The organism is Modestobacter sp. VKM Ac-2983 (assembly GCF_026967885.1).
Lineage (GTDB): Bacteria > Actinomycetota > Actinomycetes > Mycobacteriales > Geodermatophilaceae > Modestobacter.
Genome location: NZ_JAPVBK010000002.1, coordinates 12,658 through 27,891 on the forward strand (window position 1 = coordinate 12,658; position 15,234 = coordinate 27,891).

At 75.4% G+C, this 15,234-nt stretch carries 14 protein-coding genes; 7 read left to right on the top strand and 7 right to left on the bottom strand.

Annotated features, from left to right (window positions below):
- Positions 1–141: 141 nt before the first annotated feature.
- Together O2W18_RS06615 and O2W18_RS06620 are read right to left on the bottom strand one after the other, a co-directional pair.
- A complete protein-coding gene (locus O2W18_RS06615) occupies positions 142–1,005 on the bottom strand; it encodes a DUF1206 domain-containing protein (RefSeq protein WP_269186751.1) in 864 nt (287 codons plus the stop codon).
- 37 nt (positions 1,006–1,042) lie between these two features.
- Positions 1,043–1,879: a DUF1206 domain-containing protein gene (locus O2W18_RS06620; RefSeq protein WP_269186752.1), complete on the bottom strand. Its 837-nt coding sequence runs from the start codon at positions 1,877–1,879 to the stop codon at positions 1,043–1,045.
- Positions 1,880–2,039: 160 nt separating this feature from the next.
- On the opposite strand from O2W18_RS06620, the gene O2W18_RS06625 reads away from it, so the two are divergent.
- The 6 genes from O2W18_RS06625 to O2W18_RS06650 all read left to right on the top strand — a co-directional run bounded on the left by O2W18_RS06625 (position 2,040) and on the right by O2W18_RS06650 (position 9,305).
- Positions 2,040–2,681 (top strand): hypothetical protein, encoded by a 642-nt coding sequence (locus tag O2W18_RS06625; RefSeq protein ID WP_269173568.1) that lies wholly within the window; start codon positions 2,040–2,042, stop codon positions 2,679–2,681.
- Positions 2,682–3,040: 359 nt separating this feature from the next.
- A complete protein-coding gene (locus O2W18_RS06630; RefSeq protein WP_269186753.1) occupies positions 3,041–3,754 on the top strand; it encodes a phosphodiesterase in 714 nt (237 codons plus the stop codon).
- Positions 3,755–3,857: 103 nt separating this feature from the next.
- Positions 3,858–5,108, top strand: coding sequence for a cytochrome P450 (locus O2W18_RS06635; protein ID WP_269186754.1), 1,251 nt, complete (start codon positions 3,858–3,860; stop codon positions 5,106–5,108).
- A gap of 52 nt (positions 5,109–5,160) precedes the next feature.
- Entirely contained in the window at positions 5,161–5,952 is a 792-nt protein-coding gene (locus tag O2W18_RS06640; RefSeq protein ID WP_269186755.1) for an alpha/beta fold hydrolase, read from the top strand.
- 11 nt (positions 5,953–5,963) lie between these two features.
- A complete protein-coding gene (locus tag O2W18_RS06645) occupies positions 5,964–8,237 on the top strand; it encodes a SpoIIE family protein phosphatase (RefSeq protein ID WP_269186756.1) in 2,274 nt (757 codons plus the stop codon).
- Between the two features lie 81 nt (positions 8,238–8,318).
- Positions 8,319–9,305: an Acg family FMN-binding oxidoreductase gene (locus O2W18_RS06650; RefSeq protein ID WP_269186757.1), complete on the top strand. Its 987-nt coding sequence runs from the start codon at positions 8,319–8,321 to the stop codon at positions 9,303–9,305.
- Between the two features lie 68 nt (positions 9,306–9,373).
- Here O2W18_RS06650 and O2W18_RS06655 read toward each other — a convergent pair whose 3' ends face one another.
- Positions 9,374–11,701 carry a HelD family protein gene (locus O2W18_RS06655; protein WP_269186758.1) on the bottom strand — a complete coding sequence of 776 codons (2,328 nt, stop codon included), beginning with the start codon at positions 11,699–11,701 and terminating at the stop codon, positions 9,374–9,376.
- Between the two features lie 151 nt (positions 11,702–11,852).
- On the opposite strand from O2W18_RS06655, the gene O2W18_RS06660 reads away from it, so the two are divergent.
- Complete coding sequence (locus tag O2W18_RS06660; RefSeq protein ID WP_269186759.1) at positions 11,853–12,587, top strand: alanyl-tRNA editing protein; 735 nt, start codon at positions 11,853–11,855, stop codon at positions 12,585–12,587.
- 41 nt (positions 12,588–12,628) lie between these two features.
- Here the strand turns inward: O2W18_RS06660 and O2W18_RS06665 are convergent, their stop codons facing one another.
- From O2W18_RS06665 to O2W18_RS06680, 4 genes are all read right to left on the bottom strand, one after another.
- The gene (locus tag O2W18_RS06665; RefSeq protein WP_269186760.1) at positions 12,629–13,201 is read right to left on the bottom strand and encodes a TetR/AcrR family transcriptional regulator; all 573 of its coding nucleotides are present in this window, start codon (positions 13,199–13,201) and stop codon (positions 12,629–12,631) included.
- Positions 13,194–14,024 carry an alpha/beta fold hydrolase gene (locus O2W18_RS06670; RefSeq protein ID WP_269186761.1) on the bottom strand — a complete coding sequence of 277 codons (831 nt, stop codon included), beginning with the start codon at positions 14,022–14,024 and terminating at the stop codon, positions 13,194–13,196. The genes O2W18_RS06665 and O2W18_RS06670 overlap by 8 nt, the downstream gene beginning before the upstream one ends.
- A 95-nt stretch (positions 14,025–14,119) precedes the next feature.
- Positions 14,120–14,692: a mycothiol transferase gene (locus O2W18_RS06675; protein ID WP_269186762.1), complete on the bottom strand. Its 573-nt coding sequence runs from the start codon at positions 14,690–14,692 to the stop codon at positions 14,120–14,122.
- A 27-nt stretch (positions 14,693–14,719) separates the two neighbouring features.
- Complete coding sequence (locus O2W18_RS06680; protein WP_269186763.1) at positions 14,720–15,145, bottom strand: DUF1810 domain-containing protein; 426 nt, start codon at positions 15,143–15,145, stop codon at positions 14,720–14,722.
- Positions 15,146–15,234: the final 89 nt, after the last annotated feature.

Consider the following 15,234-nt stretch of genomic DNA (forward strand, 5'->3'; position numbering starts at 1 on the left):
CACAGACTCCAGGGCCCTCGCACCGGCCGACGTGGTCGACGGGCTCCCTGTCAGGGGCGACGAGCCCCCGCACGGCCCTTGGCGAACGCGGGCTCCACGTCGACCGCCGCCGGCCGGGTCCGGCTCCGTCGCCGACGGTGGTCAGGTGGCGGGGTCGCGGTCGGGGTAGCGGGCCCGGACCAGCGCGTAGAGGCCGAACGCGGCGAACCCGACGGCGACCGCGGTGAGCAGCCAGCGTCCGGTGGGCACGCCGCCGATCGCGTTCATGGCACCGTCCAGCCCGGTCGCCGTGGACACGTCGCGGGTGGCCGCCGCGAACACCAGCAGGCCGCCGGAGACGGTGAAGGCGATCCCCTTGGCCACGTAGCCGAAGGCGCCCAGCCGCCGGATCCGCACTGCCCACTCGTCGGGGACGGAGTCCAGGTCGACGTCCCGCATGAACTTCCCCGTGGCCCCACGGACGAGGAAGTACAGGCCGACGGCGGCGACGCCGAGCCCCACGGCGACGACCAGCGCCGATCCGCCGGGGATCTCCAGCGCGTCGTCGGTCATCGCCTGGAACCGCTCGTCGGCCTGGTAGCCGGCGCCGACGGCGAAGAACAGGGCCGTCACCCCCAACACCGCGTAGACGACCGCCTTCGCCGCGCACTTGGTGCAGACGACGGCGGCGCGCAACCGGCGCGAGGGGTGCAGCAGCCCGGTCCACCAGCGCAGCACCTCACCGGCCTGCCAGAGGGAGAGGGCGAACAGCCCCAGCCCGATCACCCACAGCAGCACCCGGCCGCCGGGGGAGCCGGAGATCGCCTGCAGGGCGCCGGTCTGGTCGGCGTCCTCGGTGCTCGGCTGCACGAACCAGGCGATCCGGAACGCCAGCCAGCCGATGAGCACGTGCAGCACGCCGTAGGCGATCAGCCCCACCCGGGCGAGGTGCTCGAGGACCGGGTGGTCGGTGACCTCCCGAGCCCGGGCGACCGCGTCGTGCACCCGCTGCGGGACGACGTTCACCACGGGGATGCTGCCCGAGCAGCCCGCTCCCCGCCGGTCAGGTGCGCTCGGGGAACCGGGCGCGGAACAGGCAGAAGACGCCGAACGCGGCGATGCCGACGGCGACCAGCGTCAGCAGGGCCTGACCGAACGGCGCCGACAGGATGGTCTGCATCGCGTCGTCGAGGCCGCCGGCCTTGTCGGAGTCGAAGGTGATCGCCGCCCAGCCCAGGAGGCCACCGACGACCGCCAGGGCGACCCCCTTCGCCGGGTAGCCCACCTGACCCAGCCGCTGGATCAGCCGGCGCTGGGTCACCGAGGCGTCTGCGGTGTCGATCTCCTTGAGGAACTTCTTGGTGAGGCCCTTGTGCACCAGGTAGGCGCCCACCCCGATCAGCGCGAGCGCCGCTGCCCCGACCAGGTAGCGGCCGCCGGGCCAGCCGAGGACGCCGGCGACCGCCTGCTCCTCCTGCCCCGAGCCGGACTGCCCACCTCCGGTGGCGAACCGGATCGCGGTGTAGGCCAGGACCAGATAGATGACGGTCTTGGCGAGCGCCTTGGCGATGGTGGCGAGGGCGTCCTTCCGCGCATCGCCCGAGGCCTGCAGACCGCCGCGGTGGCGCAGCACCTCGGCCAGCTGCCAGACGGCCAACGCGAGCAGGCCCAGCGCCAGGACCCACAGCAGCGGCTTCCCGAACGGCTGCGCGGCCAGGGTGGACATCGCGCCCGACTGGTCGGCCGAGCCGCCGCCGCCACCCCAGGCCAGCTGCAGCGACAGCCAGGCCAGCAGCAGGTGGACGACGCCGTAGGCGACCAGCCCGACCCGCGCCAGGTGCTCCAGGGCGTCGCTGTTCCCTGCCTGGTCGGCTCTCGCCGCGGTTCCCGAGGTGCCCATGACCGTTCCTCCTGTGTCGCCGTGTGCTCGGCGATCGCCTGCCGCAAGCGGCGATCAGCGTGGCACAGCAGGAGGCCCGCCGCCGGGGGAGCGCGCGCGGGCCCGGTGGCGGTGCCGGTCCGTACGGGACGGATCCCGGTCGGTGAGGGACACTGACGACGTGACGAACGCCGTGACCGCCGGCCGGCAGGCCGGGAGCTCCCCGATCACCCCGCCCACCCCGGAGCAGGCCCGGTCCACCTGGCCGCGGATGGCGGTGCTGGGCGCCGCACTGCTCGCCCTGGGGGTCCTGGCACTGACCTGGTCCGGCGTCGGCCCGCGGGTGCTGCTCGGCGCGATCGGCCTGTTCGGCGTCGTCCGGGGGGTGGCGCTGCTGCGCGGCGCCCGCGCCGGCACCGTGCAGCGCACGGCTGCCCTGGTCGGCGCCGGAGGCGTCTGGCTCGGCGCCCTGGCCATCGGCCTGGCCCTGCTGTCGGCGACGGCGACCGGGTGGCTGTTCGTCGCCGCCGGCGTGGTCGCGCTGCCGGCCCTGGCCGTCGCCGCCACCGACCGCCGTCCGCTGGCCCTGGCCGGTGCCGTCCTCGTCGTGGCCGCTGCGGTGGCGGTCGCCGTGCTCGGTGGCGTCGACGCCCTGCTGGCCACGGCTCGTGTCCTCGCCGCGGCCGCGGTCGTGACCCTCGGCCTGGCCAACCTGGCCGGCGCCGTCGGCATGGCCCGGATCGCCCGCCGACCCGCGCCGGCTCCGGCAGCCGGTTGCGGTGGCTGCGCATGCGGTGCCGGCGGCTGCGGTTCCGGCGGCTGAGCACCCTCGTCCCGCCACCCGGCCGCCCGCCGCCCACTCGTCTCGCGCCGGACATCTGCCCGTCACCAGGGCGGCCTAGCGTCGCGGCTGTGGTGGGCGGGAGACCCCTGACCCACCCGCAGGGGGAGGTCGGGGACACCGGCCGGTCGAGAGGAACGGGACATGCGCACGATCGAACGCACGCTCTGGACGTGCGAGAACTGCCGGCGCAAGAACGCCGGCGCGCGCAAGCGCTGCGCCGAGTGCGGCACCACCCGGCACTGATCAGCACCACCCACGGCCGCGCGCAACGGGGCGCCGGTCCGGAGGGGCCCCGAACCCAGGCGTGAGGCCACCGGCCTGGTGGTAACCCGCTCAGCATGGTCCACGTCGCCGAGGTCGCCGGCCGGGCGGCCGCCGTCCCGTTCGCGGCACTGGCCCGCGTCCGCCGGGCGAAGCCGCTGCACCCGCGGGGGGTGCTCTTCGCCGCGCGGATGGAGCGCTGGGGGCTGCTCCGGGAGACCGGTGTCCCGTGGTTGCACGCGCGCGGGACCGACGACGTCCTGGTCCGGCTCTCCCGCGGTGCGGGCCTGCCCCCACCGCTGCCGGACCTGCTCGGCTGTGCGGTGCGCCTGCCGGGGGCGCAGCCGGTGGACCTGCTCCTCTCCTCCACCGGGAGCGGCCCGTGGGGCCGTCAGGTGCCGGTCCTGCGCCGGGACGCCGGTTGCCGGTACGGCTCGATCATGGCCTTCCGCAGCACTGCCGGACCGGTGCGGCTGACGGCCGTCCCGGAGTGGTCGGGGCTCTCGTCCGACCGCGCCGGGCTGGTCGCCCGCGGGCCCGGGCTGCCGATCGCCCTCTGTGCGGCGATCGGCCGTGGTCCGGCCGAGCCCTTCGCCCGCATCACCCTGCTGCGCCCCACCGATCCACCGGACCCGGCCGTGCACTTCGACCCCGTCCTGCACGCGCCGCCGGGGTTGGCCGCCGACGGGCCGATGGCCCGGTTCCGGCGCCCGGCCTACGCCGCCGCCCGGGCCGCCCGGGGTGAGCTCCTGCCGGACGACGTCCCGGCGAGGGAGGCGGGGCCCTGGTGACCGCTCGCCGACTCCGGCGCCACGACCAGGGTGGCCCCGCAGGAGGACCCTGACCTCTGGTTTCCGTGCCGGCGTGATGGGCACGTCATCGGCCGTGATCCGCATGCCCCGGTTGGACCAGTCGATCCCGATGTTGGCCAGGGGCTACGCCTGGCTGCCCGACCTGCGCCGCGCCGTCGGCCGGGACAGCGTGCGCACCCGGTTGATGGGGCGCCCGACCCTCGGCGTCGTGGGGGCCGGTGGGGCCCGCTTCCTCTACGACGAGCGCAACGTGCGCCGCAGCGGCGCGCTGCCCGAGCCGGTCGTCAGCACGCTGTTCGGTCACGGGGCCGTGCACACCCTCGACGGCGAGCCCCACCGGGTGCGCAAGGCGATGTTCGTGGACCTGCTGATGGGCGAGGGGATCGGCGACCTGGTCGACCGGGTCACCACCGCCTGGGACGAGGCCGCGCAGCGCTGGGCGGAGCAGCCGCAGGTCGTGCTGATGGACGCAGCCGCCGAGGTGCTCACCCGCGGGGTCTGCGACTGGGCGGCGGTGCCGGTGAGCGACGAGGAGCTGCCGGCACTGGCCCGCGACCTCACCACCATGGTCGACGGCTTCGCCACCGGCGCTCCCCGGCACTGGCGGGCCCGCCGGGTGCGCCAGCGGCGCGAGGCGTGGCTGGCCGGGATCGTCGAGGAGGTGCGCAGCGGCCGGCAGAGCGTGCCCGCGGGCTCGGTGGTCGACGTCGTCGCCGGCCACCGTGACTCCGACGGGGAGCTGCTGGAGCCGCGGGTGGCCGCGGTGGAGGTGCTCAACGTCATCCGGCCGACCGTCGCGGTCTGCTGGTTCGTCGGCTTCACGGCGCACGCCCTGCACCACTGGCCGGACGTGCGGGAGCGGCTGCGCACCGGCGAGCCGGCGTTCGCCACCGCGGTGGCCCACGAGGTCCGGCGGTACTACCCGTTCGCCCCGTTCATCGGCGGCCGGTCGCCGCGTGAGGTCGAGTGGGAGGGGGAGACGGTGCCCGCCGGGGCGATGGTCCTGCTGGACCTGTTCGGGCAGAACCACGACCCCGAGCTCTTCCCGGAGCCCTACGCCTTCCGGCCCGAGCGGTTCCTGGACGGGGAGGGCGCCGGAGCCGCCGTCCGCCGGATCGGCCCGTGGGAGCTGGTGCCACAGGGGGCCGGTGACCCGCGGACCGGGCACCGTTGCCCGGGGGAGGACATCACCGTCGCGCTGCTGTCGGCGCTCGCCGTCCGGCTGGCCCGGCTGCAGTACACCCTGCCGCCGCAGGACCTGGAGATCTCGCTGCGCCGCATCCCGGCCCGACCGGCCAGTGGGGTGGTGCTCACCGCCGTCCGCCCCGGCTGACCGGGGTGTGCAGGCTGGTACCGGAACGCCCCGGTCGCGTAGGTTCGTCGGCATGAGCGTCCGCACGCGGCACGACGTCCGTGTGAGCGGCCGACCCGGTGGGCGGCCGATGGTGTTCGCGCACGGCTACGGGTGCGACCAGAACATGTGGCGGTTCATCACCCCCGACTTCGAGGTGGACCACCAGGTGGTCACCTTCGACCACGTGGGCTTCGGTCGCTCCGACCTCTCGGCCTACGACCCGGTGAAGTACAACTCCCTGCGTGGCTACGCCGCGGACGTCGTCGACGTCATGCGCGACCTGGAGCTGACCGACGCCGTCTTCGTCGGGCACTCGGTCAGCGCCATGATCGGGGTGCTCGCGCACGCCCAGGCCCCCGAGCTGTTCGGGGCGATGGTCATGGTCGGCCCCAGCGCCCGGTACGTCGACGACGGCGACTACGTCGGGGGCTTCTCCCGCGCCCAGGTCAAGGACCTGCTGGACAACCTGGACGCCAACCACCTGGGCTGGTCGACCGCGATGGCGCCGGTGATCATGGGCAACCCGGACCGGCCCGAGCTGGCTGCCGAGCTGACCAACAGCTTCTGCCGCACCGACCCGGACGTGGCTCGGCAGTTCGCCCGGGTCTCCTTCCTCTCCGACAACCGGGCCGACCTGTCCGGCGTCGACGTGCCCACCCTGGTGCTGCAGTGTGCGGAGGACGTGATCGCGCCGGAGACGGCCGGTCGGTACGTGCACGAGCAGATCGTCGGCTCGACCTTCACCCAGCTGACCGCCACCGGGCACTGCCCGCACCTGAGCGAACCCGAGGAGACCACGGCCGCCATCCGGGCGTGGTCGTGACGGCGCCCCGCATGGCCGACTTCGACCGGCGCCGCGGGGACGACGACCGGGCCCGGCTGGACCAGTTGCTCGAGGACGACCCGGCCGACCTGTACGAGAACGCGCCCTGCGGCTACCTGTCGACGCTCCCGGACGGGACGATCGTCAAGGTCAACCGCACCCTCTGCACCTGGCTGGGCCGCCCCGCCGAGCGGGTGCTGCGCACCCGGCTGCGCGACCTCCTCAGCGTCGGCGGGCAGGTCTTCCACGACACGCACCTGGCACCGCTGCTGCGGATGCAGGGCGCGGTCCGCGAGGTCGCGCTGGACGTCGTCCGGGAGGACGGCTCGGTGCTGCCCTGCCTGGTCAACGCGGTCGAGCTGCGGGATCCCGAGGGCCGGCCGCTGATGGTCCGCGCGACCATGTTCGAGGCCACCGCCCGGCGGCGCTACGAGCGGGAGATCCTCACTGCGCACCGGGCCGCGGAGCTCTCCGAGACCCGGTCCCGGACGCTGCAGCAGGTCGTCGTCGAGCTGGCCGGCGCGACCTCGGTGGCCGACGTGGCCTCGGTCGTCGTGCAGCAGGCGCGGACGGCGCTGCGGAGCCGTGGGGCCGCGCTGCTGCTGGTCACCGGCGGCCCGGTCGTCACGGACGGCAGCGCCGCCGACGCCGGGACCCGGTCGGAGCTCGTCGTGGCCCGGTGCGACGGGCTGCCGGCCGCGTTGCTGGACCAGCTGGCCACCGCGGCCGACGGGCGGATCGCCCTGGAACTGGCCGAGGGGCTGCGGGTGGTCGTCCCCGACGAGCGGCTGCACGGTCGGCGGCCCGAGCTCGCCACCGCGCTGGAGGAGGCGGGCCTCCACGCGCTCGCCGTCGTCCCGGTGTCCGCCGACACCCGGCGCCTGGGCGTGCTGCTGCTCGGTCTCGGCAGCTCGGCCGACGACCTGATCGACCTGGACGAGCCCCGGGCCGGTGCGCTGTCCGACGGCGACGTCGACCTGCTCTGGACGCTGGGCCGGCAGGCCGGGCAGGCGCTGGAACGCGCTCGGCTGCACGAGGAGACCACCCGGCAGGCCGTTCGCTCCGCCTTCCTCCTCGACGCCGCCCGGCTGATGGCCGGGGCGGCCGGGGTGGGCGAGACGGTGGACCGGCTGGCAGAGCTGGCCGTCCCGCGGCTGGCCGACGTGTGCATGCTGGACCTGGTCACCGAGCACGGGGCCCGTCGGGTGGTCGCCCGGCACGGCGACCCGGCCCGCCAGCACCTGGTCGACACCCTGCTCGAGTGGGCGCCGCCGGCGCGGGAGCTGCCCCATCCGGCCCGCCGGGCGCTGGCGGAGGGCCGCACCCAGTGGTTCACCGCACCGGACGACGCCTGGCTCGCCTCGGTGGTCCGCGACCCCAGGGAACTCGCGGCGGTGCGTGCGCTCGAGCTGGCCAGCATCGTCAGCGTCCCGCTGATCGCCGACGGGCGGTCGCTGGGCGCGCTCACGCTGAGCGCCGACCGGCGCCGCGGCCCGTTCACCGCCGCCGACGTCGAGGTGGTCGAGCAGCTGGCGCACCAGGTCGCCCTGGTGCTCAGCAAGGCGCAGCGGTACGAGCTGGAGTCGCGCACCTCGCACACGCTGCAGGCCACCCTGCTGCCGCCGCACCCGCCCGCGGTGCCGGGGATGACCGTCGCCGTGCGCTACCTGGCCGCCACCTCCGGTGTGGAGATCGGCGGCGACTTCTACGACGTCGCGACGCTGCCCGGCGAGCACGTGGCGATCGCCGTCGGTGACGTGGTCGGCCACGACATCACCGCGGCGGCGACGATGGGCCAGCTGCGCAGCGTGTACCGGGCGCTGCTGGTGGAGGCGCCGGCGCCGTCCGCCGTCATCGACCGGTTGCAGGCCAGCTGGCCGTTGCTCGGCCTGCAGCGGATGGCCACGGCCCTCTTCGCCACCCTCGACCTGCCCTCCGGCCTGCTGCACGTCGCCTCGGCCGGCCACCCGCCGCCGCTGCTGATCGTCGACGGGCGAGCGGAGTACCTGCCGGTGGTGCCCAGCCGGATGCTCGGGGCGCCGCCGGCGCCGGCCGTCGAGTGGAGCGGGGAGGTGCCGGCGGGCGCCACGCTGCTGCTGTTCACCGACGGTCTGGTGGAGAGCCGCACCAGTGACCTGGACACCGGCCTGGCCCGGCTCCGGGCGGCGGCCGAGCGCTGGGCGGACGCGGGCGCCGACGAGCTCTGCGACCGGTTGCTGGCGGAGCTGACCGGCCCGCACCGCGCCGACGACATCGCGCTGCTGGCGCTCACCCGGGACTCCTGACCCGGGACCTTCGGCCCCTGCCCTGCGGCCCGTTGCCGGGGAGGCTGGGGGAGACGTACCCGAGGGCGACAGGAGACCGACATGCCGGACCAGGCGCAGTGGACCCAGGTCGTGGAGCAGGCGGTGCGGGCACCGTCGATCCACAACACCCAGCCCTGGACGTTCATCGCCTCCGGCGACCGGCTGGAGGTGCGGCGCGACACCTCGCGGGCCCTGCCGGCGGTCGACCCCACCGGCCGCCAGCAGGTGCTCAGCTGCGGGGTGGCCGTGCAGTTCGCGGTGATGGCGCTGCGTGCCTCCGGCTTCACCACCGAACTCGACCTGCTGCCTGAGCCGGCCGATCCCGAGCACCTGGCCACCGTGCGGGTGGTGGGGCAGGCCGAGCCCAGCGCCTCCGACGTCCGGCTGGCTGCGGCGATCCACTCCCGGCACACCGACCGCGCGCCGTTCCTCGCCGAGCCGCTGCCGGCCGGGTTGGTCGACCAGCTGCAGGCCGAGGCCGGCCAGGACGGCGTGTGGCTCAAGCCGATCACCCGGGTGGAGGAGGAGGCGGCGGTCGCCGTCCTGCTCGACCAGGGCGAGCAGCAGGAGCTGCGCGACCCGGCCTACCTGGCCGAGCTGCAGGCGTGGACCCGCGCCGACCTGGACGCACCGGACGGCGTGCCGGTCGCAGCGCTGCCCAGGGAGGGCCGCGCGACGAACGCCCCGGTCCGCGACTTCGCCGGTGGTGGCGGACCGCACGACGCGCCGGCGACGCCGGCCGACGACGACCCGCCACCCCCGGTCGAGCACCCCTCCGTCGTCCTCCTGGGCACCGCGGCCGACGACCGGGCTGCCTGGGTGCGGGCCGGGACGGCGCTGGGGCGGCTGCTGCTGTCGATCACCGACGCCGGGCTGGCGGCCTCACCGCTGACCCAGGCGCTGGACCAGGGCTGGGTGCGCAACCGGCTCACCGCCCGGCTCGATCTCGTCGGCCACCCGCAGATGATGCTGCGGCTGGGCCGCCCGTCGGGCACCCAGGTCACGACCGCCCGGCGCCCGGTGGCCGAGGTGCTCCACGTCGCCTGACCCCGGCCCGCCCCAGGCAAAGGAGGCTTTCCACCCGATTTCCGTCCCGATAGTGGGTGAACAGCTTCCTATGCCTCGACCGGCTGGGGCTCGGTGAGGCGGTCGAGTTCGCGGGGCAGCTCGCCGGGGTGGAGCACGGTCAGCCGTTGGGTGGGCCGGGTCAGCGCCACGTACAGGTCGCTGTGTCCGCGCACGCCCTCGGCCAGCACCGCGGCCGGGTCGACGAGCAGCACGGAGTCGAACTCCAGGCCCTTGGCGTCGGCGGGCACCAGGACGACCGGCCCGGCGGAGGAGTCCGCGGCCGGCCCGCTGGAGACGGCCGGCCACTCTGCGCGCAGGCAGTCGACGGCGTCGTCGACCCGGCTCGGCGGCACGATCACGGCGACCGTGCCCCCGGCGGCGGCCAGTTCCCCGGTCACGTCGGCGAGGCGGGGGAGCAAGGTCGCCTCGGTCACCCGCTCGGCGACCGGCGGCACCCCGGTGCTGCGCACCGACTCCGGCGCGGTGGTGCCGGCCCCGCCGGCGGCCAGCACGTCGGCGGCGACGGCCATGACCTCCGCCGGGGTGCGGTAGTTCACCGTCAGCTGGGCGAGCCGCCACTGCACGCCGGCGTGCGGGGTGAGCACCGCGCCCCAGTCGGTGGCGCCGGCCAGGCTGCCGGTCTGGGCCAGGTCGCCGACGACCGTCATCGACCGGGTCGGGCACTTGCGGGCCAGCAGCCGCCAGGTCATCGCCGACAGCTCCTGCGCCTCGTCGACGACCACGTGCCCGAAGGTCCAGGTGCGGTCGGTCGCGGCCCGCTCGGCCGCGGACCGGACGTCCACCTCGGCCTCGCGGTCGGCGAGCATCTCGGCGTCCAGCAGGTCGCCGGCGGTCAGCTCCTCCCCGTCCTCGTCGTCGTCGAGGTCGGTGGACCGGGAGCCGTACAGCAGGTCGAGGGTGTCCTGGGCCTCGTCCCGGGCCTGCCGGCGACGGCGTGCCTCACGGGCCCGGTCGGCGCTGTCGTCGTACCCCAGGAGCTCGTCGGCCTCCTCCAGCAGCGGCACGTCGGCCGGGGTCCACGGTGTCCCCGCCGGGCGGGCGAGGAGTGCGCGGTCCTCGTCGGTCCAGCCCTTGGTCGCCCGCGCGATGCGCTCGGGGGAGGAGAGCAGGTCGCCGAGCAACTGCTCGGCGGTGAGCACCGGCCACATCTCGTCGACCAGCGCCCGGACGGCGGCCTCGTCGGCGATCTCCGAGCGCAGCGCGTCCAGGTCCCGGGAGTCCAGCAGGCTGCCGCCGCCGCGCACGTCGGCGCCGATCCGGTCGGCGTAGCGCTGCGCCACCAGGTCGACCACCGCCCGGCGGAACGTCGGCCGGCCCAGGTTGTGCAGCCGGGACGCCCGGCGGCCGGCGGTGCGGCAGCGGGTGAGGTCGACCGACCGCAGCTTGATCGACACACCGTCGATGCGCAGCTCCCGGACGCCGCGGGGCACCGTCTCCCGGTCGCGGACGGCGGCCTTGAGCACGTCGACCATCGCCAGCCGGCCCTTCGCCTCCGCCACCTGCTGGCTCTCCTGGCCGCGCGCGTCCAGCCCGGGTCGCAGCTGGCCGAGCCCGGCGAGCAGCACCCCGGTCTCCCCGAGCGCGGGCAGCACGTCGGCGATGTAGCGGAGGAAGGTGGGCGTGGGCCCGACGACGAGCAGCCCGCTGCGGGCCAGCCGGTCGCGGTGGGTGTAGAGCAGGTAGGCGGCGCGGTGCAGGGCGACCGCCGTCTTGCCGGTGCCCGGGCCGCCCTGCACGACCAGCACCCCGCGGGCGTCGCTGCGGATGATCGCGTCCTGCTCGGCCTGGATGGTGGCCACGATGTCGGCCATCCGGCCGGTGCGCTGGGCGGTGAGCGCGGCCATCAGCGCCGCCTCGCCGGTCAGCGCCGGCCCGTCGGTCTCCTCGGGGCGCACGGTGAGCACCTCGTCGTTGACCGCGGTGACCGCCCGGCTGCGGGTGCGGATGTGCCGGCGGCGCACCACGCCCTCGGGCCGGAACGGCGTCGCGGTGTAGAACGGCCGGGACGCCGGGGCCCGCCAGTCGACCAGCGCCGGGTCGCCCGCGGGGTCGTCGGCGGGCAGACCGACCCGGCCGATGTAGAGCGGGGCCGGCTGCTCCTGGCGGTCCAGCCGGCCGATCACCAGCCCGTGGTCAGCGGCGTCCAGCGCGGTGATCCGCTGCGAGTGGAACCGCGCGGCGGCCTCCCGCTCACCGAGGGACTGCGGGTTGATCACCGGGCTGGCCAGCGCCTGCCGGAACCGGGTCACAGCCAGCTCGCGGGCGGCGTCCAGCCGTCGGTAGAGGTCGGCAACGGCAGCCTGCTCGGCGGAGACGGCCGGCTCGGGGGCGGCGTCCTGGGACGGGCTCGACAACTTCGGCTGCTCCTCGGACGGGGTGGCACGCGGACGGGGCGCTGCGGCGACTGGCAACCGTACGTGCCGCGCTGGTCTTCCCGGACCGACCGGCCGACTGGACTGCAGCTGGACTGGTCCGCGCCCGGCCGGGGGCGGGCAGGATGCCGGCATGGCCGCTGCGCACGCCGGACACACCCACCGCCTCGACCTCGCCGACGCCACCGTGCGGGAGTGGGACGCCACCGTGGTCGCCGCCGACCCCGAGCAGGGGATCGTGCTGGACCGCTCCGCGTTCTACCCCGGCGGCGGCGGGCAGCCGCCGGACCAGGGGGTGCTGTTGTGGGGCGGGGTGCGCACCCGGATCGCCGGCACCCGCCGTGGCGACGAGCTCTACCTGGTCCCCGAGGAGGGTGACCCGCTGCCCCCGGCCGGGACGGCGGTGCGCGGCGCGCTGGACGACGAGCGCCGGACCGCGCTGATGCGCACCCACTCCGGGCTGCACGTGCTCACCGGCGTCGTCTTCCGCGACTTCGGCGCGCTCGTCACCGGCGGCACCATGGAGCCGCTGACCGCCCGGATGGACTTCGACCTCGCCGAGGTGCCGGCCGACTTCAAGGACCGGGTGGCCGAGTCGGTCAACGCCGAGCTGGCCGCCGACCGCCGGATCGAGGTCCGGGAGCTGCCGCGGGAGGAGGCGTTCGCGATCCCGGACATCATCCGCACCGCGACCAACCTGCTGCCGCCGGACATCGAGGTGGTGCGGATCGTGGACATCGTCGGGCTGGACACCCAGGCCGACGGCGGCACCCACGTGGCGTCCACGGCGATGGTCGGCCGGGTCGAGGTGGTGAAGGTGGAGAACAAGGGCCGCGGCTTCCGCCGCCTCCGCGTCCGGATCGTGTGACCACCACGATGGCCATGTGGGTGGGTGGGACGGCGCCCGGGCTACTGCGGGGAGGCGCTCCGCAGGCCGCGGTCCAGGAAGGCGATGAGCCACTCGAGGCTCTCGTCGACGTCGGCGGACCACTGGAAGCCGTTCGCCGACTGCAGGGTGGCGAAACCGTGCAGGGAGCTGCGCACCGTGCGCAGCGCGTGATCCATCTCCGCAGGCGGGACGGCGTAGGACCGGAGCACCGCGGAGAACGAGTCGAGCAACCCCAGCCCAGCGACCGTGATCGGGTCGTCCGGACCGGTCGGCTCGACGCCGATGGTCGCGGCGTACCGGCCCGGGTGGGTCAGCACGAAGTCGCGGAACGCGTGGGCGGCGGCGGCGAGCGCGTCCCGGCCCGAGCGGCCCTGGGTGGCGGCGCCTACCGCGTCGGCCGCCTCGGCCAGGGCCAGTGCGGCGATCTGGCGGTTCAGGTCCTCCTGGCTGGTGACGTGCTTGTACAGCGACGGCGTCCGGACGCCCACCCGCTCGGCCAGCCCGCCCATGGTCAGGCCCGTGAAGCCCACCTCGTCGGCGAGCGCGGCGCCGGCCGCGACGACCGAGACCTGGTCGAGGCCGGCCCTAGGCACGGACGGAGTCCAGGAACGACAGCACCAGAGCACTGACCTGGTCGGGGAACTGGACGTGCGGGTAGTGCCCCGCACCGTCGATCATCTCCAGCCGCCCCACCTCGGCCGGGAGCGCGGCCACGATCGCCTCGCCCTCGGCCTGCGGGGACGCCCAGTCGGGGTCCAGCGTGCCCTCCACGACCAGCACTGGGCAGCGGACGTTGCCCAGCTGTGCACCGGCGTCCGCGGGAGTCGTCTTGCCCATGTCCTGCAGGGCCTTCATCCGGCCCGGCTCGCGCAGCATCGCCTCGATCTGGTCGAGGCGGGCGTCCCAGTCCGCCGGCTTCCGCCCGGGGTAGGCGACCGTCAGGTACTTCCGCCACTGCCCGGTGCTGCCGAACAGTGCGGTGCCGAGCAGGTGCCGCATGCCGCGCCGGAAGCGGGCCACCCGCAGGTCGCCGAGCCCGATCTGCTGCGTGCGGGTGAACGGCGCCAGCTCCACCACCGCGGTGATCGACGAGGGGGCCGTCGCCGCGGCGATGGTGACGGCGCCACCGGAGATGGAGTGACCGACCAGCACCGCCGGGCCGCCCAGGTGGTCCACCAGGGCGACGAGGTCACCGGCGATGTCCGCCCGGGTGTAGGACGCCCAGCCCACGCTGGACTCGCCGGAGCCCCGCAGGTCCACGGCGGCGACCCGGTACCCGGCCGCGACGAGCGGCGGGGTGAGGAACCGGTAGGCCTCCCGGCTGTCGCCCATGCCGTGGGCGAGCACGACGAGCGGGCCGGCGCCGGTCACCTCGTAGGCGATCGTGCCGCCGTCGACGGTCAGGTGCTCGGTCATGTCGTCCTCCAGGTGGCTAATTACGTTAGCTGAAACCTAACGCCATTAGCCACCCGTGGTCAAGGGATGGACCACGACGAGGTGCGGCCGCCCGCTCAGCCGATCGGGCGGCGGCCGACCTGGGGGTGCCAGCCGGGCGGCGGGTCCTCGCCGACCAGCCCGTCGACGGCCTCGCGGAGCAGGTCGGCGTGCCCGGTGTGCCGGCCGTACTCCTCGACCAGGTCGCACAGCAGCCGGCGCACGCCGGCGTGCTCGCCGTCCGGGCCGGTCAGGTCGGCCCGCTGGTCCATCCCGCCGGCGGCCAGGGCGGCGTCCCACCGGGCGCGGGACCGTGCGACGGCGTCGTCCCACACCGCGTAGAGCCGCTCGGGGGAGTCGTCCGCGGCGGAGGTGAACGCCCAGTCCCCGCCGGCCCACTCCGACTCCCAGGGCTCACCGATCGGCGCGCCGCTCAACCGGCCGGTGGAGCAGTCGTCCTCCACCAGCGCGAGGTGCTTGAGCAGGCCGCCGAGGGTGAGGGTGGACGCGCCGATCCGGGTCTGCAGCCCGGCGGCGTCCAGGTCGGCGGCCTTCCACCGGAAGGTGGTGCGCAGCCGGTCCAGCGCGCCGAGCAGGTGCTCGGCCTCCGTGCCGGCGAAGGGCGGTTCCCAGGGGGTGTCGTCGGTCATGGCGGCACCGTAGGGCCGGCGGGCGTCCTACAGCCGGGACGTCGTCGCGGCGTCCTCGGCACCGGCGAAGTACTGGTCCAGGACGGCGGCGAAGACCGGCTCACCGGGGGCGGCCCGGGCGAACAGCGTCATCGACGAGCGCAGCTTCTGCGCGTCGATCGACCCGAGGACGGCGACCGGGTCGTCGGTGTCCAGCGCGGTCAGCGCCTCGGCGCACTCGCGCAGCCGGGGCCCGAGCACCGGGTGGGCCAGGTACGCGCGGGCCTCGGCCAGCCCGCTGATCGCGTACCGCTGGGCCATCGCACTGCTGCCGAGGCCGGTGAGCTGGGGGAGGACGAACCACATCCAGTGGCTGGTCTTCCGCCCGGCGCGCAGCTCGGCCAGCGCCTGGTCGTAGCTGCCGCCGGAGTCCTGCGCGTCGACGAACCGGGAGAGGGCGAAGGGATCGGTCACCCGGCCACCCTGCCCCCCAGCGGGCCGGCACACACCGCAGCCGGTAGAACCGACACCGGACCCAGCGAGACCGGGCACCACACCGACGT

Coding starts and splice junctions, on each gene's coding strand:
- O2W18_RS06650 (WP_269186757.1), top strand. CDS start 8,319: ATGCCGGACCAGGCGCAGTGGACCCAGGTCGTGGAGCAGGCGGTGCGG.
- O2W18_RS06635 (WP_269186754.1), top strand. CDS start 3,858: ATGCCCCGGTTGGACCAGTCGATCCCGATGTTGGCCAGGGGCTACGCC.
- O2W18_RS06620 (WP_269186752.1), bottom strand. CDS start 1,879: ATGGGCACCTCGGGAACCGCGGCGAGAGCCGACCAGGCAGGGAACAGC.
- O2W18_RS06675 (WP_269186762.1), bottom strand. CDS start 14,692: ATGACCGACGACACCCCCTGGGAACCGCCCTTCGCCGGCACGGAGGCC.
- O2W18_RS06670 (WP_269186761.1), bottom strand. CDS start 14,024: ATGACCGAGCACCTGACCGTCGACGGCGGCACGATCGCCTACGAGGTG.
- O2W18_RS06630 (WP_269186753.1), top strand. CDS start 3,041: ATGGTCCACGTCGCCGAGGTCGCCGGCCGGGCGGCCGCCGTCCCGTTC.
- O2W18_RS06640 (WP_269186755.1), top strand. CDS start 5,161: ATGAGCGTCCGCACGCGGCACGACGTCCGTGTGAGCGGCCGACCCGGT.
- O2W18_RS06645 (WP_269186756.1), top strand. CDS start 5,964: ATGGCCGACTTCGACCGGCGCCGCGGGGACGACGACCGGGCCCGGCTG.
- O2W18_RS06660 (WP_269186759.1), top strand. CDS start 11,853: ATGGCCGCTGCGCACGCCGGACACACCCACCGCCTCGACCTCGCCGAC.